The sequence below is a fragment of the Microbulbifer maximicatervae (SeqCode) genome, from assembly GCF_052467825.1.
Genome location: NZ_CP174327.1, coordinates 818,229 through 843,787, shown reverse-complemented (window position 1 = coordinate 843,787; position 25,559 = coordinate 818,229). Strand labels below are relative to the sequence as shown.

The 25,559-nt window shown below is 43.0% G+C and carries 41 protein-coding genes and 2 pseudogenes; 1 reads left to right on the top strand and 42 read right to left on the bottom strand.

Features of this window, described 5'->3' with window-relative positions; all coding sequences use genetic code 11:
• Positions 1-259 precede the first annotated feature (259 nt).
• Entirely contained in the window at positions 260-574 is a 315-nt protein-coding gene (locus ACJJII_RS03760; protein WP_444918341.1) for a cupin domain-containing protein, read from the top strand.
• A 764-nt stretch (positions 575-1,338) separates the two neighbouring features.
• Here ACJJII_RS03760 and ACJJII_RS03755 read toward each other — a convergent pair.
• From ACJJII_RS03755 to ACJJII_RS03550, 42 genes and pseudogenes are all read right to left on the bottom strand, one after another.
• On the bottom strand, positions 1,339-2,169 hold the full coding sequence (locus ACJJII_RS03755) for a polyphosphate kinase 2 family protein (protein ID WP_444918340.1): 831 nt from the start codon (positions 2,167-2,169) through the stop codon (positions 1,339-1,341).
• 39 nt (positions 2,170-2,208) lie between these two features.
• Positions 2,209-4,734 carry a plasma-membrane proton-efflux P-type ATPase gene (locus ACJJII_RS03750; protein ID WP_444918339.1) on the bottom strand — a complete coding sequence of 842 codons (2,526 nt, stop codon included), beginning with the start codon at positions 4,732-4,734 and terminating at the stop codon, positions 2,209-2,211.
• Between the two features lie 713 nt (positions 4,735-5,447).
• Entirely contained in the window at positions 5,448-6,095 is a 648-nt protein-coding gene (locus ACJJII_RS03745; RefSeq protein ID WP_444918338.1) for an outer membrane beta-barrel protein, read from the bottom strand.
• Positions 6,070-6,123, bottom strand: a pseudogene (locus ACJJII_RS03740) (hypothetical protein); the annotation flags it as partial. The pseudogene ACJJII_RS03740 and the gene ACJJII_RS03745, both read right to left, overlap by 26 nt.
• Positions 6,124-6,744: 621 nt before the next feature.
• The gene (locus ACJJII_RS03735; protein WP_444918337.1) at positions 6,745-7,107 is read right to left on the bottom strand and encodes a hypothetical protein; all 363 of its coding nucleotides are present in this window, start codon (positions 7,105-7,107) and stop codon (positions 6,745-6,747) included.
• A gap of 241 nt (positions 7,108-7,348) precedes the next feature.
• Complete coding sequence (locus ACJJII_RS03730; protein ID WP_444918336.1) at positions 7,349-7,567, bottom strand: hypothetical protein; 219 nt, start codon at positions 7,565-7,567, stop codon at positions 7,349-7,351.
• 81 nt (positions 7,568-7,648) lie between these two features.
• Positions 7,649-7,933 carry a hypothetical protein gene (locus ACJJII_RS03725; protein WP_444918335.1) on the bottom strand — a complete coding sequence of 95 codons (285 nt, stop codon included), beginning with the start codon at positions 7,931-7,933 and terminating at the stop codon, positions 7,649-7,651.
• Positions 7,934-8,008: 75 nt separating this feature from the next.
• Positions 8,009-8,182, bottom strand: coding sequence for a hypothetical protein (locus ACJJII_RS03720; protein WP_444918334.1), 174 nt, complete (start codon positions 8,180-8,182; stop codon positions 8,009-8,011).
• Positions 8,172-8,432, bottom strand: coding sequence for a hypothetical protein (locus ACJJII_RS03715; RefSeq protein WP_444918333.1), 261 nt, complete (start codon positions 8,430-8,432; stop codon positions 8,172-8,174). The genes ACJJII_RS03720 and ACJJII_RS03715 overlap by 11 nt, the downstream gene beginning before the upstream one ends.
• Positions 8,433-8,586: 154 nt before the next feature.
• Positions 8,587-8,970, bottom strand: a complete 384-nt coding sequence (locus ACJJII_RS03710) for a hypothetical protein (protein ID WP_444918332.1) — start codon at positions 8,968-8,970, stop codon at positions 8,587-8,589.
• A gap of 284 nt (positions 8,971-9,254) precedes the next feature.
• The gene (locus tag ACJJII_RS03705) at positions 9,255-9,455 is read right to left on the bottom strand and encodes a hypothetical protein (RefSeq protein ID WP_444918331.1); all 201 of its coding nucleotides are present in this window, start codon (positions 9,453-9,455) and stop codon (positions 9,255-9,257) included.
• A 90-nt stretch (positions 9,456-9,545) separates the two neighbouring features.
• Complete coding sequence (locus ACJJII_RS03700; protein ID WP_444918330.1) at positions 9,546-9,905, bottom strand: hypothetical protein; 360 nt, start codon at positions 9,903-9,905, stop codon at positions 9,546-9,548.
• Positions 9,906-10,028: 123 nt separating this feature from the next.
• A pseudogene (locus tag ACJJII_RS03695) lies at positions 10,029-10,286 on the bottom strand (DUF5958 family protein); the annotation flags it as partial.
• 525 nt (positions 10,287-10,811) lie between these two features.
• Complete coding sequence (locus tag ACJJII_RS03690; protein ID WP_444918329.1) at positions 10,812-11,087, bottom strand: hypothetical protein; 276 nt, start codon at positions 11,085-11,087, stop codon at positions 10,812-10,814.
• Positions 11,088-11,212: 125 nt separating this feature from the next.
• A complete protein-coding gene (locus tag ACJJII_RS03685) occupies positions 11,213-11,815 on the bottom strand; it encodes a hypothetical protein (protein WP_444918328.1) in 603 nt (200 codons plus the stop codon).
• 443 nt (positions 11,816-12,258) lie between these two features.
• Positions 12,259-12,612 (bottom strand): hypothetical protein, encoded by a 354-nt coding sequence (locus tag ACJJII_RS03680; RefSeq protein WP_444918327.1) that lies wholly within the window; start codon positions 12,610-12,612, stop codon positions 12,259-12,261.
• Positions 12,613-12,768: 156 nt separating this feature from the next.
• Positions 12,769-13,218 carry a hypothetical protein gene (locus ACJJII_RS03675; RefSeq protein ID WP_444918326.1) on the bottom strand — a complete coding sequence of 150 codons (450 nt, stop codon included), beginning with the start codon at positions 13,216-13,218 and terminating at the stop codon, positions 12,769-12,771.
• A 133-nt stretch (positions 13,219-13,351) separates the two neighbouring features.
• Positions 13,352-13,636, bottom strand: coding sequence for a hypothetical protein (locus ACJJII_RS03670; protein ID WP_444918325.1), 285 nt, complete (start codon positions 13,634-13,636; stop codon positions 13,352-13,354).
• A 70-nt stretch (positions 13,637-13,706) separates the two neighbouring features.
• Entirely contained in the window at positions 13,707-14,228 is a 522-nt protein-coding gene (locus tag ACJJII_RS03665; RefSeq protein ID WP_444918324.1) for a hypothetical protein, read from the bottom strand.
• Between the two features lie 87 nt (positions 14,229-14,315).
• Positions 14,316-14,717: a hypothetical protein gene (locus ACJJII_RS03660; protein WP_444918323.1), complete on the bottom strand. Its 402-nt coding sequence runs from the start codon at positions 14,715-14,717 to the stop codon at positions 14,316-14,318.
• On the bottom strand, positions 14,714-15,361 hold the full coding sequence (locus tag ACJJII_RS03655) for an IS3 family transposase (RefSeq protein ID WP_444918322.1): 648 nt from the start codon (positions 15,359-15,361) through the stop codon (positions 14,714-14,716). Before ACJJII_RS03655 ends, ACJJII_RS03660 begins: the two co-directional genes overlap by 4 nt.
• 255 nt (positions 15,362-15,616) lie before the next feature.
• Complete coding sequence (locus tag ACJJII_RS03650; protein ID WP_444918321.1) at positions 15,617-15,805, bottom strand: hypothetical protein; 189 nt, start codon at positions 15,803-15,805, stop codon at positions 15,617-15,619.
• On the bottom strand, positions 15,806-15,928 hold the full coding sequence (locus ACJJII_RS03645; RefSeq protein WP_444918320.1) for a transposase: 123 nt from the start codon (positions 15,926-15,928) through the stop codon (positions 15,806-15,808). It lies immediately after the preceding gene.
• 146 nt (positions 15,929-16,074) lie between these two features.
• Positions 16,075-16,662 (bottom strand): hypothetical protein, encoded by a 588-nt coding sequence (locus ACJJII_RS03640; RefSeq protein ID WP_444918319.1) that lies wholly within the window; start codon positions 16,660-16,662, stop codon positions 16,075-16,077.
• On the bottom strand, positions 16,659-16,808 hold the full coding sequence (locus tag ACJJII_RS03635; protein WP_444918318.1) for a hypothetical protein: 150 nt from the start codon (positions 16,806-16,808) through the stop codon (positions 16,659-16,661). Before ACJJII_RS03635 ends, ACJJII_RS03640 begins: the two co-directional genes overlap by 4 nt.
• A gap of 273 nt (positions 16,809-17,081) precedes the next feature.
• Positions 17,082-17,456: a hypothetical protein gene (locus tag ACJJII_RS03630; protein WP_444918317.1), complete on the bottom strand. Its 375-nt coding sequence runs from the start codon at positions 17,454-17,456 to the stop codon at positions 17,082-17,084.
• A 58-nt stretch (positions 17,457-17,514) separates the two neighbouring features.
• Positions 17,515-17,934 (bottom strand): hypothetical protein, encoded by a 420-nt coding sequence (locus ACJJII_RS03625; protein ID WP_444918316.1) that lies wholly within the window; start codon positions 17,932-17,934, stop codon positions 17,515-17,517.
• 76 nt (positions 17,935-18,010) lie between these two features.
• Complete coding sequence (locus tag ACJJII_RS03620; protein WP_444918315.1) at positions 18,011-18,373, bottom strand: hypothetical protein; 363 nt, start codon at positions 18,371-18,373, stop codon at positions 18,011-18,013.
• 14 nt (positions 18,374-18,387) lie between these two features.
• Complete coding sequence (locus ACJJII_RS03615; RefSeq protein WP_444918314.1) at positions 18,388-18,879, bottom strand: hypothetical protein; 492 nt, start codon at positions 18,877-18,879, stop codon at positions 18,388-18,390.
• A gap of 57 nt (positions 18,880-18,936) precedes the next feature.
• A complete protein-coding gene (locus tag ACJJII_RS03610) occupies positions 18,937-19,362 on the bottom strand; it encodes a hypothetical protein (protein ID WP_444918313.1) in 426 nt (141 codons plus the stop codon).
• Between the two features lie 95 nt (positions 19,363-19,457).
• Positions 19,458-19,757, bottom strand: a complete 300-nt coding sequence (locus ACJJII_RS03605) for a hypothetical protein (RefSeq protein WP_444918312.1) — start codon at positions 19,755-19,757, stop codon at positions 19,458-19,460.
• Between the two features lie 87 nt (positions 19,758-19,844).
• On the bottom strand, positions 19,845-20,156 hold the full coding sequence (locus ACJJII_RS03600) for a transthyretin-like family protein (protein WP_444918311.1): 312 nt from the start codon (positions 20,154-20,156) through the stop codon (positions 19,845-19,847).
• A 97-nt stretch (positions 20,157-20,253) separates the two neighbouring features.
• Positions 20,254-20,610, bottom strand: a complete 357-nt coding sequence (locus tag ACJJII_RS03595; protein WP_444918310.1) for a hypothetical protein — start codon at positions 20,608-20,610, stop codon at positions 20,254-20,256.
• Between the two features lie 113 nt (positions 20,611-20,723).
• Entirely contained in the window at positions 20,724-20,990 is a 267-nt protein-coding gene (locus ACJJII_RS03590) for a hypothetical protein (RefSeq protein WP_444918309.1), read from the bottom strand.
• Positions 20,991-21,281: 291 nt separating this feature from the next.
• Positions 21,282-21,443, bottom strand: a complete 162-nt coding sequence (locus tag ACJJII_RS03585) for a hypothetical protein (protein WP_444918308.1) — start codon at positions 21,441-21,443, stop codon at positions 21,282-21,284.
• A 99-nt stretch (positions 21,444-21,542) separates the two neighbouring features.
• Positions 21,543-21,818: a hypothetical protein gene (locus ACJJII_RS03580; protein ID WP_444918307.1), complete on the bottom strand. Its 276-nt coding sequence runs from the start codon at positions 21,816-21,818 to the stop codon at positions 21,543-21,545.
• Between the two features lie 109 nt (positions 21,819-21,927).
• The gene (locus ACJJII_RS03575; protein ID WP_444918306.1) at positions 21,928-22,347 is read right to left on the bottom strand and encodes a hypothetical protein; all 420 of its coding nucleotides are present in this window, start codon (positions 22,345-22,347) and stop codon (positions 21,928-21,930) included.
• Between the two features lie 91 nt (positions 22,348-22,438).
• Entirely contained in the window at positions 22,439-22,852 is a 414-nt protein-coding gene (locus tag ACJJII_RS03570) for an immunity protein RhsI2 family protein (RefSeq protein ID WP_413662945.1), read from the bottom strand.
• A gap of 84 nt (positions 22,853-22,936) precedes the next feature.
• Positions 22,937-23,236: a hypothetical protein gene (locus ACJJII_RS03565; RefSeq protein WP_444918305.1), complete on the bottom strand. Its 300-nt coding sequence runs from the start codon at positions 23,234-23,236 to the stop codon at positions 22,937-22,939.
• 163 nt (positions 23,237-23,399) lie between these two features.
• A complete protein-coding gene (locus ACJJII_RS03560; protein ID WP_444917897.1) occupies positions 23,400-23,693 on the bottom strand; it encodes a hypothetical protein in 294 nt (97 codons plus the stop codon).
• Between the two features lie 118 nt (positions 23,694-23,811).
• Positions 23,812-24,240 (bottom strand): hypothetical protein, encoded by a 429-nt coding sequence (locus tag ACJJII_RS03555; protein ID WP_444918304.1) that lies wholly within the window; start codon positions 24,238-24,240, stop codon positions 23,812-23,814.
• Positions 24,241-24,252: 12 nt separating this feature from the next.
• On the bottom strand, positions 24,253-24,447 hold the full coding sequence (locus tag ACJJII_RS03550) for a hypothetical protein (RefSeq protein ID WP_444917903.1): 195 nt from the start codon (positions 24,445-24,447) through the stop codon (positions 24,253-24,255).
• Positions 24,448-25,559: the final 1,112 nt, after the last annotated feature.

Genomic DNA, 25,559 nt, shown 5'->3' with positions numbered 1-25,559 from the left:
TACTGCTGTTTAATAGGTGCTCATATCTATTTCGAATGATCTATTTTATATTTTATGTGAGTGTTGTGTTTTGGGGGCGTCAAAGAGCCAATATTGAAGGTTTAGTAAAAGATATTCTATTTTCTGGTCTCGGGCTCATTTTGATTTCGGTTGGCGTATGTTTTTCTATATTAATCCCAATTGTAGAGTCTATTGGTTTTAGTATAGTTGTATTTTTGTAAATTGTTTTTTCATGCCGATTTAATGTTAGGGGAGACTTATGGGTAATTTTTTCACTCAGCTACCAGGTGATCACTCTAGGGAGCATTTTGAGAGTTTGCTAGAGGGGAAAAGCTGCAGGGTTGAGCGGATTGTATCTTACGGGCAGTCCTCGCCTGAAACAGGGTGGTATGATCAAGATGAGCATGAGTGGGTGTTAGTACTTTCCGGTTATGGTGTTATTGAAATGGAAAACGGTGAGAGGCACCACCTGGGGAAGGGGGATAACTTGTTGATTAGGGCAAATCAAAGGCACCGGGTGGTGGAGACAGCTGCAGATGAGGCCACTATATGGTTGGCAGTTTTCTTTCAGTGAAGCAGTTATCTTTTAAGATATAAATCTTATGAGCTCCTATCTAGAGTTCTATACCTACCAATGTAAATCGGATCTAAAGTCCTCTGACGAGTTAGTATTGTTAGCTTTAAGACAGGTGTGTCTACTGACTAGCAGGTCAGCCTGTGCATATCTCCATATACCGAAGAGGTCTGTTAAAATTTTCGGGGCTTTGCTTAAATTGGATAGCTTTAATTTGGTCTGATCGTTTGATACCAAGTCAAATCCTTTTCTGCCAGGTAGTTTATGCTACCTGGTTTTTTATTTTAGCCTTACGTCAAGCAGTGATATCTGCATAGATTTTATAAAATTTTATTTTTGGTTATCTATAATCAGATCGACGGCTGGAGTATCTAGCGGTTATACCCTATGTATGTCTATTCTAGAGGTCTTTTTTATGGGCTAGGCCTTGGGGTGGATTTTTTATAGAAAACTATGTTTCAGTATATTTGGTACTAGGGTGAAAGACTTCAATAGTTATGGGTGGATAGATTCTGCGATAGAAGATAATTTCATTATCCCTGATAACAATTGAATACTTATTTGGGATCAGTGGCCAGAGGAAAATGATACTGCAGCTGATTTCGTATTGAGGCAGAGTGATTTTGTAAAATCTATTGGGAATGACGGCGAGCTGCCCAGCGCATCCACTTTAAGTCTTCTGATAGAAATCTATAATTAAAAGATAACTTGTTTATTATAGGTTTAGGGAATAATAGAACCTTAATTTTTTAGCTTTTAATTTGTTAAGAATTCTTAAGTTGATGATACTTGGTTTTTATCTCTTCCAGGTTGACGGTGGGTGCAGGAAACTGGGGGTTCAATTTTTTTAATGCTTCAGAAATAATTGAGGCTACAGCCAAGTCCCGGAACCATTTGTGGTTTGCGGGGATAACAAACCAGGGTGCGTATTCGGTGCTGCATTGATTTAGCATATCTTCAAAAGCACAGATATACTCATCCCAATATTTTGCCTCAGTATAATCACTTTCGCTGATTTTCCACTGTTTGGCGGGATCATCAATACGTTGCTTGAATCTCTCCAACTGCTCATCCTGGCTGATATAAAGGAAAAATTTCAGTATTATTGTGTTGCTTTCAGAGAGTAATTTTTCAAAGTTGTTAATTTGTTCATAGCGTTCGCTCCAAATGTCCATCGGAACCAGACTATGCACTCGTTCAATCAGTACGCCCTCATACTGAGAGCGGTTGAAGATTGATATATGCCCTCGGGCAGGGGTTACTTTGTGATATCGCCATAAGAAATCATGCTCGCTCTCTTCTTTTGAGGGTTCCTTAAAGGAGATCGCTCTACACATTTGTGGATTTGTTGCGCCTAATACATGCTTGATGGTGCCATCTTTCCCCGAGGCATCTATTCCCTGCAAGCAGATAAGTAGAGATGTTTTACGCTCAGCGTAAAGCTTGTAAGTGAATGAACGTATCTGCTCATCCATACGTTGGGTATCTGGGAGTGCCTCTTCACGACTTTCGTAACAATGCTTGAAGCCCGGATCTATTTCGGAGAGCTTTATCTTGCTGCCAGGCTTTACCCTGAAATCTTCGAAACAATTCATGGTTCGATTGCCCACCTTCGTTAGGCCTTTTGGGATGGCTCAGATATCACTTAATCTTCGATAAAGAAGTTTCTTGATCAGGTCCAGGAAAAACATCCAGATAATCATGTATAGCCATACCAGACCGATTATAGTCCAGGGTATCGCCGGTACCAGCCAGCCGAATCCACACATCAGCACGGTAAATGCTTGGGTGCCAATAATTGCGATAAACAGAGGGAATGCGGGTAGTGGTTTGGAAAAGAAAGCTGTACGAGAGCGCACAACGAATAACAGTAGATGTCCACCCGCTACGATCTGTAAAAATACGATAGTTTGAATTTGCTCTTTATTTAATGCGATCCAGGATTGCCAGTTGGTGTTATTGAGCCATTCCATTCCAATAAAGAGAATACCCATTGTTTGAGCAATAGAAAAAAGGCCGATAATGCTGGAGCCCAGTAATAGGTCTCGCATTTGCCAATGCACAGGTTCCTTGGGAAGCAGAGTATTATCGTAGGCAATGGTCATAATGGGAATGTCATCAAGAAGAGCCACTAGTACGATCATAACCGGGGTTAGGGGCGAGAAGCCGAACATTATGGTGGCAAAGACAACCACGACCATAATATCCAGGGTCATGGATACCCGGAAAAGTACGTAGTTAATAATGCGTTCAAATATTTTTCGGGCTTCATCAATGGCATCGACGATGGTTGATAGTCCGGGAGAGGTCAGGATAATGGCTGCAGCCGCGCGTGCGGCGTCGGTTGCTCCGCTAACGGCGATACCGCAGTCAGCTTGCTTAAGGGCCGGCGCATCGTTCACACCATCGCCAGTCATGGCAACCTGGTGACCTCTGCCTTGCAATGCTTTCACAATGGCATATTTATGTTCGGGAAAAACCCGGCCAAACCCATCTGCACGTTCAACGGTGTCGACGATAGTAGATGGCAGGTGGTCCATATCCTGGGACTTTGTAAACACACTACTGGCAGCGAAAATATTTGTTCCAATACCGACTTGGGTGGCGATTTCCTTGCCAATAGCCACATCGTCGCCCGTAATCATTTTTACTTGAAGCCCGTGTTCCCGTGCGCGCTGAATAGTGTCTTTGGAGTCATCCCGAGGTGGGTCTTCAAGAGACAGAATACCCAGGAATTGCCACGGTGAGCCGTTTGCCTTCTGCGCAACACCCAGGGAGCGTAGCCCCCTGGAGGCCTGTTGTTGCACACAAGCAGTGGCTTTGTCGGCCTCGGCACCACTCAAGCTACATAAGTCGACAATAGCTTGGGGGGCCCCTTTGCTGAAATATAGGGTTTGCCCATCCTGATTCTGTACCTTGACTTCAGTGCGTTTGCTCACCGGATCAAAGGGAGTGAATTCCTCAACCTTATATTCCTTCAGTTCTCCCTTATTTTTCAGGCCGGTAAAAATTGCCTGATCAATTGGATCACTGGCGCCTGCCTCAGAAGCGATAGCGGCGGCAAGAATTAACTGCTCGTTCTTTTTCGCGCTGAATAAGGTAGGTTCTTCGAGACATAATTGGTTTTTGGTGAGGGTGCCGGTTTTGTCTGAGCAGAGGATATCAACACCGGCCAACTCTTCGATGGACTCCAGCCGCGAGACGATCGCTTTTTTACGGGATAGTGCCAGGGCGCCGAGAGCATTGGTAACTGTGATGACCGAAGGCATGGCAACGGGAATCGAAGCGATCAGCAATACTAGTACGGTGCGAAGAATATTGATGATATCTGACCAGTGCCATGTTTCCGCAACCACGATATCGCGGTATAACTCTGTACCCACCAGAATAACGGCCAGCACTAAACACAACACGATGAGGAAGTCACCGATATGGGTGACGGCTTTCTGCGAATGTGAGGCACTTTGCCCAGCGCCTGCAACAAGTTGGGCGGTGCGCCCAAAGAATGTATTGTGCCCGGTACCAATGACAACAGCGGTCATCTCCCCCCGTTTGGCGATACTGCTGGAATAGCCGATATCACCGATGCTCTTACTGACGGGTAGAGATTCCCCGGTAAGGGCGGCTTGATCAATACTGATGGATTTCCCTTCGGTAAAGCGCACATCAGCGGGCACGACTTGCCCTAGCTTGATTCGCACTATATCGCCTGGGACCACCATCGCGGCATCGATAGATTGATACTCCCCATCCCTTAATACATTGGCTTTGGGGGCCATACTGGCCTTCAGTGCTGCCAGCGCATTGGCAGCTTTGTGTTCCTGCCAAAACCCGGCAATCGCGTTGTACAACAGCAGGGCCATAATGATGGCGAAATCGGGCCAGTGGCCAATTAATGCAGAGAGCAATGCGGCCGCTTCAATCATCCAGGGAATGGGGCCCCAGAAAAATCGCAAAAACTTAGCGAGTGCGCTTTGCTCCTTCTCCTGAATGGCATTGGGACCATATTTTTGCAGGCGGGCGCTGGCTTCATTTTTGGTGAGGCCGGCGGGTGATGTGTTTAGTTCAGTGTAAACTGCATCAATATCAGCGTTCTGCAAATCCAGCGATTGCTGGTCGCTGTTGTTTTGATTATTTGGCGACGATTCTTGACCTTGCACTTTGGGTTTCCCAATGACAAAGGTTTACCTGTGGAGTCTTTTCCAGCACTAGATAACTCAATCTAGCAGTTTGCGCCATTCGCTATGTGGACATTGGTGACGGTGGTAAGAGAAATTTGAAGGTGTAGAGTTAAAGGTAAAATAGCCGGCATTAAGCTGGCGTGAAAAACCATTATTCCTGCGGGCTATTAAAAAGGATATATCCGTAACAACTGATTAAGCTGCAGGATCAGCCTATCTTGATAACGTCGCGGTTTTTCTCCGGGGTTTCGAATAGAAAATCCGTGCTGTGGTCCTTGGCCAACAGGCCTAAGGTATAGGCTATATGCAGGTGCTTTCAGTATATGCCTAAGTTCTATTTAGCTTATAGTGCATTTCATGATAGGCCAAAACCCAACTATATAGGGTATCTACTATTAGTAGGTAAGTCCTAACCCTAGTGTTTAGGCGAACAGCACTAATTTGTTAAGCATCTACCTTTCAAGAGCGACATTAAATTAAGGATGCCACGTACCCATCTCGGTTGCTTGAACCACTGGCCGTTAAGTGAGGACTCGCAGCGATGACGATGGACATTTAGGTTGCTCTGTTATCATACCACTCGATCTATCCGTGAGTATTGGCTCTAGATCGAGATGTATCAAGGATCTGATACTATTTTAAAAATAGCGCGGCCCTCGATGAGGCCGCCTTCGAATCTGTAAACTGATTATTCAGAAATTATAGCTAAGCGCTAATGCAGAGAAAGATGGGGTTTCATTATCGACGTTATAGATTGTGTGTTCCAGGCTTATGGCCCAATTCTGATAATTCCAACCTGCTGCTATCCCATAGTACCAATCGTAACCATCGTTGCGCCATTTGCTTGATTCTGAGTATTCAACAGGTCCCCCAGTACCTGGAGCTCCAATAACAGTTGGAGCTGCAAGGTACTCCAAATACTCCCCTTTGAATTTATATTTAACATCCCAGCGCTGATATCCAAATCGAAGTACTGTATATAATGCTTTTTTCGTATCAGTAGAAATAGATAAGCCTAGTGTCTTTAACTTAATCTCTGAGTTGAGGTTTTCTGTAATGCTAAAGTTAGTATCTGTGCTTGAGTAGTGGTACATTTCACTAGACTTTCCTAAATCGCTAAATCCACCTTCTAAAGCGAGAAACCTATTGATCCGATAACCGGCTGAAAAGCTCCAGTCTTCTGAATCTGACAGTGAAAAACGATAACTATCTATAATTTCTTGGGCTTCAATATCTGTGTCAACGCTGCCATAAGATATTCTTAAGTAATAATTGTTTTCCTGAGCGATGGTATTGCTTGTGACAAATAGAGTGAATAAAAATAAGATTGTTTTTTTCAAGAGTTCCTCCGTAAGTAACGCTTCGCAAAAAGACAGCCAAATAATCGTAGCGTTTTAACTGTCTTTGAGGTCAAAGAGAGCGATTGCTACGACTTGTATGGTTGTTCTTGATCGATTCTGATGTTGAAAATCCTTTTCACTAACGGGTAAATTGAAATCCACCTTCGGCGGCCACCGAAGGCTTTGTTTGTCACAGTTCGTTGCTGCGCCGGTTTATCGAGATCGTTAACAAGTAGGAACGTGACAGACACTCGCTAGGCATAACTCGAACAGTCATGTGGGCCTTGAACCCGGATAGCAAGGCAGAGATAGCTTATCTTATGGAACCTCAAGAGATCAATGTCAGTATCGATACCGGTAGCAAACAACTGGATATTTATGTGAGACCTACTGATTAATTCTTTAGTTTTTCCAGTGATAAAAATGGTATTAAGGATACCATTAAACAACTACAAACTCTTCGCCATACAATACGATCCCATGCCAAAGCCGATGTATAAGCGATTAGTGGACTCTGGCAAACCTAAAAAGGTGGCTCTGATTTTCTGTATGAGAAAGCTGATTACGACCCTGAATACGAAGGTAAAAAATAACACCTATTGGAATGAAAGTATGACTTAAAAACTTGTTGAGCGACCATAGTCACTTATTATGAGCTACTGTACTCTCGGCTAAAATCTATACCTCCGCGTAATTTGTAATTCAAAGCTTTCCCACCCTGTAAAATTGGTGCTTTACGAACGTACATTTTGAAACCTGTGGCGCTTATTTTAAATTCCCCTTCCTGGCAGTCAAAACGAAAATCGTACTCATCGAAGCGACCATTCTTTGTTTTTCTCTCATTCACCATGTGCAGATCGGCGACTTCTAGCTCACCTTGCCTTGATTCAACGTCAAGTAAAATATTGTAAGCATTTTCAAATACCATCGTAACTGGAGCAACCCAGAACTTAAAATACGTTTCCCCTTCCCTTGGATGAATCCATTGAAAAATGTAATCGAGATCTATCATGAACTCGAAATTCTCCGTATCAGCCAGGAAACCTCATATTTTGGAGTCGTGCCACCCCATTAGGGAGAAGTCTTTCTCAGACCAAATGTTCTTTTCAAGTTCGTAGGTATACACTCTTATGCCTCATACCGCCCGCAGTATGCGAGGCTTTAAAATCAAGGCGAGGCCGAAATGGAAAAGCCGTCGATGTGCCTATCTCTCCATCAGCTTATGACCTTGGTAAGATTTCGAGTTGTCATCACTAACTATTGTCTAAAGTTCTCGATTTACCATAAACCATCCCCAAGTAAGCTACCGGCCAAACGAGGGGGCCAACAATGTATTCCTTCAAAATGAGCGAGTAGTTGGTTTTTTCCCTTATCCAATCACCAAATAGGGCAAAGAACATCGCAATCGCCATAACACTTAAAAAATACATCAGGAAAGCTTTTACTACTGGATGTACCGATTTAATCTGCATCGAAAGACCCTAGACACAAAACATTCCCAAAATGGCGGAGGTCCAGCAAATAGGTAGTATTTACGATCATGCCTGCGCTTGTCATACTTGATTACGATTAGCTTTAACTTCATTCATGACAACATGAATAAAGCCTCGTGCGAATACTACGATAGCAAAGACCAAAATTGAAATACCTAAAGCAGCACTATCGCCAACTATACCTACATCATAAATTGGGTTACTTTCACGCTCAGTTTGCAAGAAAAAGATAAGCCACAACAAAAACCATACGGCAGTACAATAAATCAGTAGTTTTTCACCCCAAGGTAATACTAATGGGAAAAATACTGTCACCGAAAGAATGCTCAATATGAAAAGTGCCATAAAGTCTCCTTACACATAACGCTAAGTGAAGGAGGGAGAGCGTAGCTCTGTGTCCCGCTTGCATGGATTGTTAGCTCATTCGCTAGCATCGGCTATATCTCCAATTTTTAGTGCCGCGTTAATCCAAGGGGTGACGTAACTGTTATTTGCTCCACCCTCAAGGATGATTGAACCACCTATGCTATCGGAGTAATACTCCAGTCGGTAGCTAGGGCCATCCATTATAATGATCTCTGACTCAGCCGGCATTTTTAATGCCAACAAATATCTCTGTTGTTTCAAATATGGCACGTTTAATTTCTTTGATGCCAATTTCTATTTGAGGGCAGTCTGAAACTTTGATAATGCGCTTGTCGAGGCCAACTTCCGGAGTATAAGCAATATAGAGCACACCATCATTTATGTGGTAACCGTACTCAGATCCAGGTGCATACCAAGGCCCTGTTAGGAAGGTGGTGCCGCCAAAGTAATCAAGGTCATCCCCGTATGCGGACTGCAATACATCCTCTTTATTCTCTTGTGACGTACAAGAAGACAAGATCATCGGTATCAGAAATGTAAATACTCGAATCTTCATAGAGAGCTAACGTTACCAGCTGGGGCCGAAAACCAGAGCAAAGCGGCGGTTTTTTGGCCGCCTCTGGCGGACTTAGTTATGTTTGTACTTGTTTATATGCATAATACTTGAACAGCATTGCTTGAATTAACGCAAAAGAACCATAAATTATTGCCGTCTCTACTACACCTGAGAAAATATATATAACGACAGTAAAAACCACTGCCGCGCCGAAATATAGAAAATAACTTCCATTGCCGTACCTGCAAATTAACCAATGAACAGGAAAACCAAACAATAGCCAGCCAACGATTGAGAATAGTAAGTAAACCCCCAGAAAAATTAATGAGAACAACCCAAAGCCCGCCCAACTATATAGATCTTGAGGAAGTCCAATTTCATACAATGTATAGATGAGAACAAGGAGCGCGGGGAAAAACACGCTCTTTAAAACTGCTGAATCCCACCTTCCTAAGTTCATCGGATGCACTCAAAAATAAAACGTCTTGCCTACAGGCTGACCGTCAGGGCGGTCCAGCCCGGAGGGCGACTGTGCGGCAACTGGTTATGTATTGATTGTAGTATAGTCATCTATGCTTTGGACTTTAAAAACTTTGTTATTTGAGAACTTAAACTCTATTTGCGCACCACCAGTTATGCAGTTTGCTGAAACTGATTTTATAACTGTACCTTCAATACCTAACTTTTTGCCCCAATCTATTAACGGGTAGCCAAAATCTGTGTCTCTACTGGCTTTAGGGTCTTCTAGGCCATTGTTACCTGAGCGCCAAAATAAAATTTCATAATCGAAGTAAACTCTGAACCAATCACCTGAAAGTTTTTATAAAGGATGTTGGCTTGATCTTCTCTTTTATTCTCACACCAAAATTCTTGAGCGATCAGCTTCTCAAGTTCTTTGTTTTCTATTTCTGGCCAATCGCCATTAATTGAAATTTTATCTATCACTTATAGAGCATAAGCTGTGCTAAACGGCACGCGCCTTTCGCTCGTCCAGTGGAGGCCGTTTTTCGGTCGGAACGGATTTTGAGTACCTTGTTATGGGCTGCATATATCAATACCCTTTTTCCTAAGATAGGTGATGAGATGATAGTTATATGTTTCCGCATATACCGGCGCAATTAATTGGTACTTCCTTTCTTCGAAGCTATCTATTACGTCGTCAATCTTTAAATACCTGACATTGCTGCCATATTCGCAACTCTTATCAATGAGAGGAACTTCATTAAGAAGCATGCCTGTAAGGCCAATCAGCCGTAAATCACCATTATCAGCCGCAGAGATAGCCTCGCTCTTTGGGTTGGCGTGTAAAATCCAGTCAAAACCCTCTTGGTAATTCTCGGGGCTTGAACAAGACGCCACTAATAAAGCTATAAAAATTACTCTAAAAATACTCATACTTTGAGAGGCTCATAACACCGTGAACAGCGGCAGATTTGGAGCGGCGAAGCCGTGGAAAAGCTTTCCAGCCCACGGAGTGAGCGATCCTGCTTTGCTTTGTTATAGCTCTTCAAGGTTATGTCACCAATGATTACACCCAGCCCTACAATCCGTAGATCGTCTACGACCATCAGCAATGGTAAATATTGCGAGCCAAAGCCTAAAGGCTTTGAGCCATTCATGGCTGGGCAGAGCTAGCACTTATGTCCGTGCATTATGGAAATTGTTCTTGCGTATTAATACAAAGGGCGTATAGGACCCCTTTAAGCTGGACAACTTGATGCCTTCTTCAATTTCAGACTCTTGTGGATGAGATTGATGAATGCATATGTTCATATCCCGAAGGGCGTCACGCTACCCTTCTTCCGGGAGGCCTTGAAACCACTCGATTCTTTGCTCTACAGGAATCTCACCTTGAGCGATACTATTTATTGTGAATTCGTATCTTTCCATGCGCAAAGTAAGCCGTCGGTCCGTCGCACTTTATTAAGTAACTAGGGCTACGCGAGTACAATTAGAGCTGCAATACCAAATACATACGTGAGCCAATACCATGCTCCAGATCCCTCTAGGTGATCTAAAAGCTTGAACACTCCTGATGCAATGGCGAAGGAAATAAGAACACCAATAATCGCACCCAGGTGAACTCCACCAAAGACCAAACTCAACAAAAGTACACCAACACCCCAAAAAATCGCCGCATTCAGCCAATTCGAAGAACGGGAAAAATACGTCATTACAGCTATTATTAAAACTATTTTTTAATCAATTGACTACTCTCACTGAACGCCCCGCACAAGGGCAGATAAATAAGTGCAGCGCTTTGGTTGTCCCAGGGACCAAAGGGGCGATTGCTGCGGCTTGTTAGCTGTATGTACCGAAACCATAACGGTATACCTCTGGAAACAGAAAACCCACCAACAGTAAAACAAATACAACAAGTACTCCAATGGCCATTGCCTTAATTGGATGAACTTCTTTTCCTTCTGGGTTGTCGGTAGCTCCTGGCATATTTTCAGGCATATGTACCATTTCGCCAAAAACTCCCAGAGCTGCAACTATAACAACACTCATATAGAAACTAATTTCAAAGAAAAATGAAATAGCAGCTGCAAGTACGACGACTAATACGAGCTTCAATGCTATCCCTTTTCCCCTAGTCATAATTTCACCAGTACAGTTAACGCCGCTATAAACGGCTCAGTAACAGTTGGCTATTATGTGAAGCGAAGCGGAGCCGGGTCAACTGTTATGTGTCCGCTTTTTTAGCAATTTAGCGGATGTAAAAAAAAACCACTTTTTTTAGAGAACTCTGATAGAGGTATTTGCTGTTTTTTGCCATTAATCATTAAATAAAACGATGAAAGCTCTATAGATTCGACGCCACGCTTGCTGACTATGAATGATTCATAGAAAATTTCATAATCCAAATTATTTTTCTTTTTCATGATTGTGTCTGCAAGATACGTTTCAGATGTAATATCATCATCGCCTTTAAGAATTAATCTATCGAAACTTTTGACTTCGATACTTGTTCGAGACGAATTAGCCGTTACGAAAAGTGATTGCTGAGGCCAGACCACTTCAGATTTTGAATAAAGCTTAAATGAAATGTCTAATCTAGTTATCTTCTGGTACTCCCAAACTTTCATTTTTACTTCGACTTCATCGAAGGAAAATATTAGCTGGTTATCAACCCCAACATGACCACGACACCATTCTTTTTCAACTTTACCGCCAGTAGCTTGTGGAAAGAAGTACTCCTCATGTAAAACCACACATGAGGAAATGAGCAAAGGTATTAACAAAATCGTAATTAGTTTGATAGCTTTCTCCAGAAGCCTAATGCCGCTATAAAAGGCGGGCAACTTGTTGCGAGTCCAGTGCGTGTAACGCACGATTTTTGATGGCTATGTTATGCATTTTTTTACAAACGCGAGTGTGCTTTTGATAATTTTGAGCTCCTTTGTAGAGCGCCAGCTGTCAATAGCCCAAACAAAGAAAAATATCCCTGGCATTGTATATAAAGTATTTAGATCTTCTACTCGCACCCACGAATAGTTATCTGGCAATAGAGGCAACGAAAATAACCAAATGCCTAGTAGCAATACCACCCATCTTGATAGTTGATGTTTCCTCTCCATTTTCTTAACCAATTCTTCTGTTTCTTTAATACCTATAATTATCTAGTATGCATAACGCCGTAATCAGACGCAGCTTATTTTGTGTGTTTTTTGCACGAATAGGGGCGCAACGACCACGCAAAAAGCGCAAAAAGTAAGATGTCGGCTGTATTGCTTTGTTATGCGCATTATCGGAGTGCACCAATGAAAGCAAATCCCGAAAATCCAATAATAAATACGCCTAGAAATGCAAAAGCTGAGATCCACTGCTTTCTTGTGGTTTTTGCTCTCTTTACATACCTAGAAAGTAGATAACCCAAGGTAGCGGCAGCAAATGCAGTAGCCATAGTAAACCAATATACGGGGTGGATCTCGCTGAAATTACCATAGATATTTAGCTGCTTATATAGCTGCCACAACGACATAAAAGGAAGAGCAATGGCTATTGCTATAGTAGAGCTTTGAATTTGATACATTATGTATGAATTTCCAGCATCTCGTCCTCTCCTATATATCTCTCTATAACTTACTTTTTTTTCCATAGTTAAAATTTTAATTCTTGGCTTGGAAGCGCATAACGTCGCAATCAGCGGCAGACTAGTTGTAGATTGTTTTGTGTAAGTATGTCGAATCCATGCACAAGACGAGCGACGACTAGGCTGTCCAAGCCACAAAGTGGCTGATGCTGGATTTCTTTGTTAGGGTTTCTTTCGGATAAATAATGTTCTTTCAGTATCACCTTCAAAAAGTCCGACTTCGTGACTTTCAGGATCAACAACTTGACCAAGACGTGATTTAGAATAACCCCAAATGACTCCTTCGTATTGAAACGGAAACTCCGAACCATTTGGATTATCGCTGTGTATGTAAATTGAGTTTTCCATTGTGTCTTCCTTTACTAGCGCAAAGCATTGAACATCGTTACCGCGATGTTCTGTAATAGACTCTGCTAGCTTTAACATTCTATAAGTTAGCTCATCACAACGGGGACGATTTTCAGGCCGAGAGCTTCCTTTCCCATCCCAATCTGGATGTGTATGCCAAAGGTCAAACCATTCGTTCGGATCGAGCTTTTTGAAAGCTTCACGACATCTCGCTTCCATCTTCTCCCAATAACGATTAATGCTTTTCTCGTATCTGCGATCCATATCTCTAATGATGCCTAACGCCTTGCTCAGCCGCTGCCGAAATGAAGCCGCTTTGTGTTAGCGTAACGTATAGCATAAAGCGCACGGAGTGTAGGCTGTCGAATGCGGTAACTTGTTATAAATTTCAATGATGTTAACTAAAAATTGAACCAATAGTCTCAAGCACACCCGTAACGGCACCAACCAAACCTTCTACGAAGGCTTCCAGAACATGAGTTAAAATCTCAACGATACCCACGGTAGACTCGGAAATAACAGTCGGTAATACAAGGCCAGCTATTGCGGACACAGCAATAGCTGAAGAAACCAATTCAACCCCATAGATTATGCTGTAGCAAATAACGGCAACTATAGATAGTGAGCAAATAGATTGAATAACCCTCAGCAATTTCGATTTTTCTTTTGATTCATTACTCATTATTTAGTCCTATTTATAACGCCCGTAGTACGCTCAGCGTAGCGAGTCAAGGCCGATGTGATTGCACTTGTTAACACATATTGATTCTCTCTCCTCCATTTTTTGCGACTTCAAAATCTTGAATAATAGCAATAATCGTTGCATTGTATTCTCGGTAGTCACATTCAATGCCTGTCGAAAAATTGGTAATCAAGAACTGAGCCGCACCTACAATTACATAGGGATGTTCTTGTAATACCAACACTTTATCTAGCTCTGGTGGCGAAGCAAGTTTTTTAGCTATTTCGCCAGAATTTCTGATCTCAATTTCTTTTGCAGGAATTGGCTTTATCTTTATTGGAGTTGGCAACTTGCTTATTTCATTTAAATTAGGGGTAAGAATAACAATCAAACCACTTTGATCAGGAGAGTTAGATGACCCCTGTATTGTATATTTCGAAGAAATAAGGTGCTCACCTGAAAAATAATCCCACAATCCCCCATGCGCAGAGTGTGAATACTTAAGTGATGAGTCTACGGGAATATTGTACACTTCTTGTGCCGTAGCAAACGTACAAATAAAAAGAAGTGTTAGAAGTCTCATTTGTTTCATAGGTATTAACGCCCGCCAACACGGGCCGGAGCTGTGAAGCAGCGGAGGTCCAGCAAATGTTTGTATTTACGATCGTGCTTGGCCTTGTTAACTGACACTCTCACTACCCGCCATATTTTTCTCATACCAAACAGGCAAATTGGGATTAACTTTCTGCCAAAGAACTCCATGATAGCTTTCTTTACGCAACTCTAATATCACCAGCACAAACGTTACAAATAAACTAATTCCGATTGTGGTGTACCAACTGACAATACCAGCTATTTCTGTAATAGTAGACATTGAAACGAAGACACCGGCCCAAATCAATTCAGGTATTCTAGACATACGGATCACGTTACAAAACAAGAAAAAGTGGCCAACGACGAACAGTACAATCGTTATCAAAATCATTGATCTGCTACTTGTCACATAAGCCAGAATAGCTGCGACGGTTAGCACCGCTATATCGAGTAACGAAGTCCTAAAGCCTGGCTTGAATTGACTCATATAGAAATTCCAGTGGTCTTGTCCACAAAAAGTAAACACTCTAGCTTTGCGTATTTTCGTTCATACTCTGCAGGACTTACATAGCCCAATGCAGAGTGCCTACGAACTCTATTATAGAAAATCTCAATGTATTCAAACACCTCAGATTTTGCTTGCTCTTCGCTTTCGAATGTTCTTGCATAGACCAGCTCGACTTTTAGCCTGCTAAAGAATGATTCCATTGCCGCATTATCCCAACAGTTAGCCTGGCGACTCATACTCGGCTTGCACTTACTTTCGGACAAGAGATCCTGGTATTTCTGCGATCGATATTGCACACCCCTGTCAGAATGAACTGGCAGTCCAGGTTTAATTGGTCGTCGCTCAAGGGCCATTTTCAATGCTCGACGTGTCAATTCATCGGTCATCTGCGAGTCAAATGCCCAACCTACAATACGACGAAAGTACAGGGCCATAACAACCCCGAAGTGCAACCACCGCTCCAGAACCCAGATATACGTAATGTCACTGGTCCAGCGGCTATTTGGTTGATCCACATCAAAGCAACGCTTAAGTAAGTTGGCGGAGACGTTAATGCTCCCCTCTACGGGCTGACTATATCGAAAGCCTTTGCCGTTTCTCGCTTTAATATGCTCCTGTTGCATAAGCTTATGCGACGTAGTTCCGCGATCATGGCTCACCTAACTCTTGAAGCTCGCAAGCAATTCTAGGCGCGCCATAACGACCTTTAAACTCAACAAACGTCTCTCGGATTTTCTCGATTGTTCGTATCTTTCTAATCGTGCGAGCAGATGGCAACCGCCCACGCCATCGATAATAACCCGATCTTGAGACTTCTAAACACCGACACATCAAGCTAACCGGGAATGACCCTACATGCTCTTGTATCAATGCGTACTTTACTCTTGGTGGTTCGCAAAGTACGCAGCTGCCTTTTTTAGAAACTCAACCTCCTGACGAGCTTCATGCAGCTCCTTCTTGAGTTTGCGAACTTCAGCGCTGCTTTCGTGTCTGGAATAGTCGACGCCATCTAAACTAATGAACTGCTTATCAGACAATCGATTAAATTGACGACGCCAGTTGTACATCTACTGTGCGCTGACGCCTAGCTCTCGCGCGACAGAAGCCGTTGTTACCCCAGGCTTTTCCGCTCTCTTAACTGCTTCTCTACGGAACTCCTCCGTATACGCCTGAGTTCTTTTCTTACCCATGATACACCTCCGTGTTAGGCCTAAACCTAACTATACAGGGTGTCTACTAAACGTGGGTAAGTCTTAACCTTAACGATTAAAGCACCTGCGACAAAACCAAAGCGAAGCGGCGGTTTGATGTCGGGTGCCTTTACATGTTATGGCTTTTACTCGCCACATTTTATACCCGATGATTCAGTAGTGTATTTTCCGGTGTTTACATCAATCGATATATAACGGCCCGTGGAATCAGTAAATTCAAAAACCTCATTTTCAAACTTAAATGGTTCATCTTGCCAGCATATCCAGGGGCGTGGGCCATTTAAAACATCGGAGCCCACATCTTGAATTTTCTTTAGCTCTGACTCACTGAAGAAATTGAGCCCAGAGAACTCAAATGAAACTTTACCAGTAACAGAATAGATAACGAGATCATGACCCGCAAATGGGTTTGCCCAGTCTAGCATGGTAACTAGCACCCCCTCGTTGCTTAAGTAAGCTGATTGTGGGGAAACCTCATTTAGCAGGTGAAAAGTTCTTTTAAGTTCATAAGTATTACCATTAAGTTGATATATCTCAGCTTTAGCATAGGGCTTATATTTATCGTCTACAGGCCACGCAGGGATGATCCTCGACATGAACTCCGTGTTCTCACTGAAAACCCCATAGGTTTTGGGCGACTTATAAAAAGTGGCCGCAGTGTTGATGGACAAGAAAAACAAAGCTGTTAGAAAAATAGAAATCCGCCTACTCATACGATGCCGCCTTTAGCCATAACGTTGCTAGCAAGGGCAACCGAAGCAACGCGTAGGCTGTCCAGCCCCGAAGGGGCTGAGCGAGCTTGACCAGCCTGGTTATGGCTGGCACGCTCGGGACTACCTACTGGCACTTTGCCAGCCATAGCTTGGCTGGCCCCTGCCCAATATTTACGAGGGAAGAATACTGCACTTTCCCCAACCAATTCCTATCTTACTGGCACCCCACAAATTTGCAGCGGACTGCCCGCATCTACCACACTTGAGCAAATACTCTTAGAACGAAACTGCTTGAATAACAACTAGTAAAAAGGGCTCAATACTGACTGCTATTTAGTGGCACTAAGCTTTCAGTTACCCGAAAAATCAATAAAGTCGACCGCCATAATAACGCCGCGGAGGGCCGAAGGCCGGGAGCTTCACTGTCTGGCATTATTATAAGCGATTTCTATGATGCACTCATTGGCACTACTCACCTGAAAACCGCACGAAGCCGCTCTCACGCTACATTTGTATTTGACAATGAATACTTCATAGCCATTTTTATCACACTTTTCCGTAGCAATTTCGACAACGTACTCTGCTTCCTTACGGGAGATTCTCCAGATTTTGTTACCTAACCCTTTGGGCAGTGAGCGAAGTGGAACCCCCGAAACCGAGACAGTGGCGCCTTTATTAAAGTATGCAATGAGTTCTTCAGACTGCTCTTGGGTTACCTCTCCTCTAAGCATTGGAGATGCCTGCCCAGGAGCTGAGATAAAAATAATTGTTACAAATAGTGCTATTGATTTCATGTCTTATAACGCCGGCGTCATTTGCCGACGCGAAGCGGCGGTCAAATGCACGCCCTTGTTATGAGGCGTTATATTTTCGGATATTTTCTGCAACTTCTTTCTGACTATCAAGCCATTCTTGGTAGTGTTTAAGAGATTTAAAATCGAACCTCTTCTGACCAGCGATAAAGTAAAAACGTTTATTGTAATCGTCTACTTCGTAGCAGTATATCGGAGGGTCTTGAGGTATCCCCCTGAAACCGGTAGCCGCTGCCCTGACTAGACCCGTAATAGCTTCTTTTTCGATCTCACCCCAAACATACGGATGATTATCTGTATAAAAGGTATAGCTCCCACCGAACGCATCTGGATATGAATTTCTGATCAGTTCGAGATGTCTTTTCGTAATCTTATCTATCTCTCGATCCTGGGATTTCATTACGAATATCATCAGAACCGATGCCAGTGCGACTGACCCGAATATTAGTAGGTATTCCATTACTCTTTAGTGCTCATAATGCCCGCGGAGGCCCGTAGGGCCGGAGCATTCTGCTTGCGTTTGTTATGCGTGATCATCATGGAACCGCGCTCTTCTGCACGAAGCACGCTGGAGTCAGTGAAAATTTCTCTACTGCACCATTAACTTCTTCAGTAGCGCCGAACCTCCATCTTTTGAAGCTTTTGATTATTGCTAGCCGTAACGCATCAGGGCTTGAATTTATAACGATGTTCTCTGGCTCACCCATTCTTAGGGAGAAGTGCACAACAAATGTCGCTCCGTCACATAGCTTACGATTCTCTCTACTAACCTTGGGAGAAACCATGACATGTATAGTGCCCTGTGGAGGGCAGTAATCATGCTCACTACAAGCTTCAATCGCCTCCGTTACACCTGACGCTGAAAATAGTAGAGCAATTAGTATCTGCTTAATTTTCAAGACGCATAACGCCTTTATAACCGGCCGCGTTGCTGCGAAGCAGCGCTTTTAGCGGTCCAGCCAGCTTGCTGGTGATGGTTTATAAACTTGTTAGGTGCTCTTTGGTATAGCGATAAAGTTTTATCTGGTGAGATAACTTTAACAGCGCCACCTTTTTTACACGGCAATAACAATAGCTCATTGCTATGAGTAAACTCAACATTGATACGAGAGCCGAAGAAATTGCGGCATATATATGTGTCGCTGTACTGATGCCAGTTGGGAACCATATCAGTTAGCGCATTGTTATAAGATATTTCAGTTACTCCGTTACTTATGGTTGCTCCGTGATAATGAAGTCCTCTAATCTTCTTTGTGCTTCCTGGTGCTATCGAATATTCATTGTGGGCTGCTTTTACCATTACCTCTGCATCCGAGCTATTAAGTACGTAGAAAGGCTCAATATAAGAACATCCGGCAATTGCAGCCGTGCAGATCATGATGAAAAATATTACGATGTTCTTCATTTTTTTTGACACCTAACGTTGCCAGCAGAGGCGGCCGGAGCGTACTGCCTGGCCTGGTTATATGACGATTGCTTCATAGCCATGGATCACGCTGCCACGGTAGCCATCCATATCTTCGCATTGAACCGCACCAAATTTATCAGCTACAACACTCATGACAAAACTTTTAAACTGATCTGACTCTTTAGCGTACGTGCCTTTTGCTCTTGGAAAGAAAGAAACTTCTGTACCAATCGGCCCAATCGGTGTGACATTGATAATATATTCTTTGTTTTTTTCTGCATACGTAATTCCATTTGGAGACGGCATACCTCTCTTTAGCGAGCGCTTTTCGGCATATTCATCTAAAACTGAAATTAACGTAGACACAAACATAAAGTCCTTTGCATCTGCGACTGCACAAAATGATGATACGGTTTGCCCAAAACCATAGCTCGGAAGAAAAGAAAATAGAATACAGATGGTTGATAATAATTTCTTCATAGTCATATAACGCCTAGCACACGGGCGGCCGAAGCAAAGCGTAGGCCGTCCAGCCCACATATTTTGTGGGCAATCGTGCTGCCTTTTGTTATGCATTAGCCTCTCCGCCAGTCTTTAATAGTTGCAATAAGTAGGGCTATGAAAATTACTAGAAGGAAAAAGGCAACACCATAGCCCACGGGACCATCTACTTTTGCTCCTTTAGCCTCCCAATGTCCATAGGTTATAAGCTGGTATAGCATTGCAAAAGATATGAAGCCACTAGTAAATACAGCTAGTAACATATGCCGCAAATTGAAAAGCTTTTTCCCAAAAGCAAGTTCCCCCCATGAAGGAGTCTCGATTTTTCTATCGAGGCCTTTTCGACGCCATCGGCGGTCTTTGAGATTAGACATAGTTTTTATTCATAACGCAGAGTGCAGGGGCGGCTGGAACGAAGTGTAAGCCGTCCCTGCGCGAAGCGCCCTTGCTGCCACGATTTATTAAGTGCTATTTTTGGCACACTTGGTCTCCGATTTCCCAGAGTGGCTTGTAAATACTAGTTTACTACCAGAATAAACGAAGAAGCTCGCCTCTTTTTCTGTGCTTAATGTGAAAGTTCCATTTTCATCCGTTTTGGTTTCTCCAAGTTTGCCAGGCAAGTGAAAAGGAATCCATTCGTTTTCCCATGCTTCTACTTCTGCTCTAGCAATCGGATTATCTTGGCAATCAGTTACCGTTCCGGTATAGGTTTGTGGTGTAGCGCAACCATTCAAAATTAATGTAAGTAAAGCAATTGCTACTGATGTTTTCATTCTCTCATGCACTTAACGACTACAACAGGGGCGGCCGGAGCGTAGCGTAGGCTGTCCCGCGAAGGGCCAAAGGCCCGCAGCAACCTGCTTGTACTTGTTAAGCATTTGCTAACACCCCAGCTAACCAAAAAATAGTGGTGTACATTAAAGCGGTAAAGCTGATTATAAATATAACTTGCAAAATGGATAGTTTGGAATGGATACCAAAATCAATGAGCTCATAAAGTTTTTTAGGGAAGTACTTTTTTATACTTAGTATAACCATAATTACTGCTATACCTACATAAAGCAACACGATACCCCAAAATCCCTCTGGTTCAATATCAATACTGATTGTTTCTGAGAGCCCAGCTCGTTTATAACCAATTACTTTGCCGCTCACAACAGCAAACACGCAGTAAGCTAACGTGAAAATGGCAAACAGTAGATGAATTAATCCAACTTTCTGCAGCATTGCTGTTCCTTACTTTAGGTGCTTAACGCCCCGCACAGGGGCAGACAAAAAAGCGTAGCGTTTTGGCTGTCCCAGCGACCAAGGGGAGCGATTGCTGCGGCTTGTTATGAGTACTACTCATTGATGTACTCTTTGATAATAAATACCTTCAAATACTCACATTCTTTCGGATGAATTGGGTTATGGTTTTTACAGTAATCTTCCTCATAACCAACTATGCGAACCGCATCCATTAACTTTGGACAGACATCCGTCGCATCCCCTTTTGCGAAGTAATACCAGCCTTGTTTTCGCGGTTTTGGACTAAAAACAACGCCTAACTCACCTTTTGCCAATGGACCACAGTCATCGACGACCAGCTCAATGTCAATTGCATTCACAGATGCGCTGCAAAGAAGAATTAGTAATACGAGATATCTAGCCATTTGAACTCATAACGCTAAGCTAACCGGCAGCCAGTGCGAAGCACGCTTTTGGCTGTCCGACGGAAGCCGCTTGCGGCCGGAGTGTAGTTGAGCGTTTTGTTATGAGTTTATGGCACATGGCTAATGCGACTGCACAAAGCTTGATGAATTAAAGCAGCTAAAGCAAATAAAAACATACACCATGCCGCAGTCCCCCAGAGAATAGTCATCACCCACTGAGTCTATTTGTGCGTAGAAAGTCATCTTCTAGCCACAACATTTTGGCCAGTCATCTTCGCCTTGCACGAAATCGGGATGGCCTCCAATTTTGTGCCCGAAGCCTGCCTCATCATTATACTTGAAGCCAATTGCTTTCTTGGCCTCAGCAGATTCAGGTGATGCCACTAGCTTTATTTCTGGAATCTTCATGACTCTCCTTGTGACCCTTAACGTTGCCAACGGGGGCGGCCGAAGCAAAGCGTAGGCCGTCCAGCCCAGCTGTCAGCTGGGCAATCCTGCTTGGCCTGGTTAAGAGGCATTTTTATTGCGATGCCACAACAAAAATAACAATATTAGAATTAGTGTATAAGATACCCCCATAACAACTACACTTCCCTCCAACTTACTTTGTGAACGACCTAAATAATCATACAAAGTGAATGGCACTGCAATGGGGCTAAAAAATAAGGCCATACTTTCAAAGTGGCTTTCTGAATGCTGGATAAGACTAATAGCAACACCAGATAAATACCAACCAAATGCTCCAATTAAGTACCAGGTTACACTATATTTAATCAGTCTCAAATTTGCCTCTTAACGCCCACAGCAGGGGCGGCTGAAGCGAAGCGTAGGCCGTCCCGCAGAGGCCCCTATAGGGGCCGACGCTAACTGCCTGTGATTGTTAGCATGTTCACTATTTGACTTCAATATCATGAATTTCCCAACTTTCAAAGTGGTTAAACCAACTAAGGATGAAAGAGCCACTAGGAGATTTTTTTACAAAGTAGCCAATTCCTTTGCCTGGCTGTTTGTAAAGGTTTACCTCACATGAGTACTCTGAAGCTCGGACATATTGTGGCGACAACGACTTTAGCACTTCTGGGATATCCTCATGCATTAAAGTGCGCTCTTCTCCATCCTTTATTAACTTCGAGCACTCATTAATTATTAGCTCGTGCTCGATACTGCCATGTTTGCTCAGAAGTTCTTTAGCCTCGCCGATTGAGTTTATATCCCACAACCAGACAAATCCTATAGTTAAGAATATAAGGATTACTGAAACTCCAATTGCTCCAAGAAACAGCCAACGCAGTATTCTATATAAAAATTTCATATTTACTGAATGCTAACGCCTGTCTCACAGGCATTTTTAAGTTTGTGAAGCGAAGCGGAGCAAGCTTACAAATGTCCTGTGCAGCCACTTGTTAGGCATGTTCGACCTCAATTTGCCATACAAACTCATGATCTCTTCCTTTCTTTAAAACCTCAACAAATGTTGTCACCTTCAGACGCTTGCCAACCTTGTAGTGTTTCATGTTTCTACGTCGATTCGCGACACAGGTATAAGAATAACTACCGCCATTATCTAGTGCTAGAGTAAAACCTTCTGCTTCATTATGCATACCTGTAAAATGAATATCTTTGATAATCCCTTGGTAAACCTTGCTGGGTACTTTACCGCTATAGATTTTTTCCCTCCATTCAGATGAGCCATATAGGCCATAAACTCCCTTTAACCCTAGGTGAGGTTTGCTTTTATCGAGAGATAGTTTCTGAGCTTGCTCAACTTGCCCAGGATGGTCTTCATGCTCAACTTCAAGGGAATAAATTTTTTTCATAGTTTAGATGCCTAACGCCAAGCTTTGGGGCGGACCGCGCAGCGGGCCGTCCCAGCAACCGAAGGTTGCGACAACAGCGCCTTGTTAGGCGTGTTGCTCGAAAACAAATTCATAGTGTGTAATTTCCTTAGGATCTAGTTTTAACAAGTTGATAGCTTCAATTAGAGACGGTTGCCGTTCTTTGCGAAAAGAAGCACCAAATTCCATGTGTGGCTGCCTTTTGCCATTAGGAAATACAGTAAAAGCATCGTACCCTAAAAAGTAATATTGGTTTTCGTAGATTAATTCTAGAGCTTTCGCTGCATGCTCTCTCGCTATCAAGTCGCCGCTTCCTATTTTGATGCTAGGAAGACCCCAACTCTTGTAGACTTCTTCTCGATCCATTTTTGACGCCTAACGCCCAGCGCAGGCGCAGCCAGCGCGGAGCGCATTTTGTGTTAATGTTTGAGCGCCAGCGAGTAACACAAAATGTGCGTAGCGTTGGCCGTCGCTCTGCCGCTGTTTGTTATGCATTTTCCCATGCAAAAGCCGGGAGCTATCTCGTGCATTAGTGGTCTTTTTTTAGAACTGACAACTTTTCTTCAAGCTGAATATTTTTTAGCGTTAAATACTCTAGAGTGTTCCATATTCTTTTGAGCTTTCGCCCATCAATTATCGCTCCTTCTTGAGATCTATTGTAAATATTAACCATATTATTGTAGATACTGGTTACATCGGAAGACGAGATACCCTCTTCCACATTAAATTTACAAAGAAATTCTTTAAATCTATCATCGTTACGAAAAATATTGAAGGATCTATTGATTTCTTCAAGGTATACCCTTTCAGCCTCATTACTCATCCGCTAAATACTCTATGCATAACGCCCACAGCAGGGGCGGCTGAAGCGAAGCGTAGGCCGTCCCGCAGAGGCCCCTATAGGGGCCGACGCTAACTGCCTGTGATTGTTAGCATGTTCACTATTTGACTTCAATATCATGACTTTCCCAACTTTCAAAGTGGTTAAACCAACTAAGGATGAAAGAGCCACTAGGAGATTTTTTTACAAAGTAGCCAATTCCTTTGCCTGGCTGTTTGTAAAGGTTTACCTCACATGAGTACTCTGAAGCTCGGACATATTGTGGCGATAACGACTTTAGCACTTCTGGGATATCCTCATGCATTAAAGTGCGCTCTTCTCCATCCTTTATTAACTTCGAGCACTCATTAATTATTTGCTCGTGCTCGATACTGCCATGTTTGCTCAGAAGTTCTTTAGCCTCGCCGATTGAGTTAATAGAGTTTATATCCCACAACCAGACAAATCCTATAGTTAAGAATATAAGGATTGCTGAAACTCCAATTGCTCCAAGAAACAGCCAACGCAGTATTCTATATAAAAATTTCATATTTACTGAATGCTAACGTTGCCAACAGGGGCAGCCGGAGCGTTTGCGTGCGAAGCGCGCCGCGTAGGCTGTCCAGCCTAGCCCCATAGGGGCTGGGCGAGCCTGCTTGGCCTGGTTATAGCTGGCGCGCGCTGAACGACCTACTTGCTCTTTGTCAGCCAACTTTGGCTGGCCACTGCCCGATAAATTTACTGGGAAAAATACCATACTTTCCCCACCAGTTAACTAACTGACTGGCACTTCACAATGGTGCAACTGACTTGCAGGGATCGTTGGCTTAAAACGAAGGCACTGGAACGAAACTGCAGTACCAGTTTGCAGGAGAGCTTTCTGGCGAAACGTGTTCAGGTAGAGATTGTTACTTGCAACAACTACAAACCATCTAAAAATTGACCGCCACAATAACAGTTAATTCAAAAGAAGCGTCTTTATATCACCCTTCTATATATTTCTGCTGCAGTCATCCAAGATTACCCAAAAAACATAGCAATATCAGTAGGTTAGAGGCTCTGGCGCAATCCTCAACAGGTAGATATATAACAGCGGCTATATATCTACCTGCTTTTCTTGCTCGTGACAATAGTGTCACCCCCTTTAAAGTCAATGACTTAGCTCGCTCTCTCCAGAAATAGGAGAAGCTTCTCTTGAATTCTGATATTGAAAGTAGAACAAGATATGAAATGCTGTATATAAGACAGTTTGAAGAGCAATGTTATGGAAGATATTCGCGGTTGAGTACCAAGTAAGACTGAATGTTTCACGGGAGTCTTCTGGTAGCATATTTCAAGTTAAGTACGGTTGTTTTAGGAAGGAGAGGTAAACTTATACTCACTGGGAGAAGCAATTCATGTATTTTGTTAAGGAAAATAGCCTCACTGATAGGGTGGGGAGATTGCGAGAGGCCTCTCTCACCTTGTACTTCAGGGAAGGACAGTCCCATTTCAAAATAGCTAAAATACAAGCCCCATTATCGGTTTAATATAAACGTTCTAAATTTTTCAATTTTTTATTTAAAAAATCATATGACGTGACTCTCCAATGGTAGTGCTTTAAATTGAGGTTGAAGGATTCTTAACTCGATGGGTTAGTATTTTTCATTAGTTGATGATTTTTGCCTTGCATTTGGTTATTTCCAATAGTGAAGACTTACCTTGAGAGGGAGCCACACCGGATATCTTTATCTGTTTTTTTATATTGCAGGCTACAGATGATGACGTGCTGGAATTAAACAGAAAAAAGCCGGCATTGTGCCGGCGGGAAAGCAGACGTCGAAAGGAAGAGACGTTGCAGAGAGACTGTAATTCTTACTCGATGCCCAG

Bases quoted from the DNA above. Each gene is read 5' to 3' on its own strand.
- ACJJII_RS03640 (WP_444918319.1), bottom strand. From the start codon at position 16,662: ATGAGTAGGCGGATTTCTATTTTTCTAACAGCTTTGTTTTTCTTGTCC.
- ACJJII_RS03735 (WP_444918337.1), bottom strand. From the start codon at position 7,107: ATGATAGATCTCGATTACATTTTTCAATGGATTCATCCAAGGGAAGGG.
- ACJJII_RS03675 (WP_444918326.1), bottom strand. From the start codon at position 13,218: ATGGATCGCAGATACGAGAAAAGCATTAATCGTTATTGGGAGAAGATG.
- ACJJII_RS03635 (WP_444918318.1), bottom strand. From the start codon at position 16,808: ATGGCTGGCAAAGTGCCAGTAGGTAGTCCCGAGCGTGCCAGCCATAAC.
- ACJJII_RS03645 (WP_444918320.1), bottom strand. From the start codon at position 15,928: ATGGGTAAGAAAAGAACTCAGGCGTATACGGAGGAGTTCCGTAGAGAA.
- ACJJII_RS03670 (WP_444918325.1), bottom strand. From the start codon at position 13,636: ATGAGTAATGAATCAAAAGAAAAATCGAAATTGCTGAGGGTTATTCAA.
- ACJJII_RS03650 (WP_444918321.1), bottom strand. From the start codon at position 15,805: ATGTACAACTGGCGTCGTCAATTTAATCGATTGTCTGATAAGCAGTTC.
- ACJJII_RS03710 (WP_444918332.1), bottom strand. From the start codon at position 8,970: ATGAACTTAGGAAGGTGGGATTCAGCAGTTTTAAAGAGCGTGTTTTTC.
- ACJJII_RS03630 (WP_444918317.1), bottom strand. From the start codon at position 17,456: ATGAAATCAATAGCACTATTTGTAACAATTATTTTTATCTCAGCTCCT.
- ACJJII_RS03730 (WP_444918336.1), bottom strand. From the start codon at position 7,567: ATGCAGATTAAATCGGTACATCCAGTAGTAAAAGCTTTCCTGATGTAT.
- ACJJII_RS03605 (WP_444918312.1), bottom strand. From the start codon at position 19,757: ATGTCTAATCTCAAAGACCGCCGATGGCGTCGAAAAGGCCTCGATAGA.
- ACJJII_RS03725 (WP_444918335.1), bottom strand. From the start codon at position 7,933: ATGGCACTTTTCATATTGAGCATTCTTTCGGTGACAGTATTTTTCCCA.
- ACJJII_RS03700 (WP_444918330.1), bottom strand. From the start codon at position 9,905: ATGAGTATTTTTAGAGTAATTTTTATAGCTTTATTAGTGGCGTCTTGT.
- ACJJII_RS03600 (WP_444918311.1), bottom strand. From the start codon at position 20,156: ATGAAAACATCAGTAGCAATTGCTTTACTTACATTAATTTTGAATGGT.
- ACJJII_RS03625 (WP_444918316.1), bottom strand. From the start codon at position 17,934: ATGGAATACCTACTAATATTCGGGTCAGTCGCACTGGCATCGGTTCTG.
- ACJJII_RS03655 (WP_444918322.1), bottom strand. From the start codon at position 15,361: ATGCAACAGGAGCATATTAAAGCGAGAAACGGCAAAGGCTTTCGATAT.
- ACJJII_RS03720 (WP_444918334.1), bottom strand. From the start codon at position 8,182: ATGCCGGCTGAGTCAGAGATCATTATAATGGATGGCCCTAGCTACCGA.
- ACJJII_RS03760 (WP_444918341.1), top strand. From the start codon at position 260: ATGGGTAATTTTTTCACTCAGCTACCAGGTGATCACTCTAGGGAGCAT.
- ACJJII_RS03680 (WP_444918327.1), bottom strand. From the start codon at position 12,612: ATGGAAAAAAAAGTAAGTTATAGAGAGATATATAGGAGAGGACGAGAT.
- ACJJII_RS03555 (WP_444918304.1), bottom strand. From the start codon at position 24,240: ATGAAATTTTTATATAGAATACTGCGTTGGCTGTTTCTTGGAGCAATT.
- ACJJII_RS03610 (WP_444918313.1), bottom strand. From the start codon at position 19,362: ATGAAGAAATTATTATCAACCATCTGTATTCTATTTTCTTTTCTTCCG.
- ACJJII_RS03550 (WP_444917903.1), bottom strand. From the start codon at position 24,447: ATGGTATTTTTCCCAGTAAATTTATCGGGCAGTGGCCAGCCAAAGTTG.
- ACJJII_RS03660 (WP_444918323.1), bottom strand. From the start codon at position 14,717: ATGAGTCAATTCAAGCCAGGCTTTAGGACTTCGTTACTCGATATAGCG.
- ACJJII_RS03615 (WP_444918314.1), bottom strand. From the start codon at position 18,879: ATGAAGAACATCGTAATATTTTTCATCATGATCTGCACGGCTGCAATT.
- ACJJII_RS03585 (WP_444918308.1), bottom strand. From the start codon at position 21,443: ATGAAGATTCCAGAAATAAAGCTAGTGGCATCACCTGAATCTGCTGAG.
- ACJJII_RS03665 (WP_444918324.1), bottom strand. From the start codon at position 14,228: ATGAAACAAATGAGACTTCTAACACTTCTTTTTATTTGTACGTTTGCT.
- ACJJII_RS03560 (WP_444917897.1), bottom strand. From the start codon at position 23,693: ATGAGTAATGAGGCTGAAAGGGTATACCTTGAAGAAATCAATAGATCC.
- ACJJII_RS03570 (WP_413662945.1), bottom strand. From the start codon at position 22,852: ATGAAAAAAATTTATTCCCTTGAAGTTGAGCATGAAGACCATCCTGGG.
- ACJJII_RS03565 (WP_444918305.1), bottom strand. From the start codon at position 23,236: ATGGATCGAGAAGAAGTCTACAAGAGTTGGGGTCTTCCTAGCATCAAA.
- ACJJII_RS03575 (WP_444918306.1), bottom strand. From the start codon at position 22,347: ATGAAATTTTTATATAGAATACTGCGTTGGCTGTTTCTTGGAGCAATT.
- ACJJII_RS03755 (WP_444918340.1), bottom strand. From the start codon at position 2,169: ATGAATTGTTTCGAAGATTTCAGGGTAAAGCCTGGCAGCAAGATAAAG.
- ACJJII_RS03595 (WP_444918310.1), bottom strand. From the start codon at position 20,610: ATGCTGCAGAAAGTTGGATTAATTCATCTACTGTTTGCCATTTTCACG.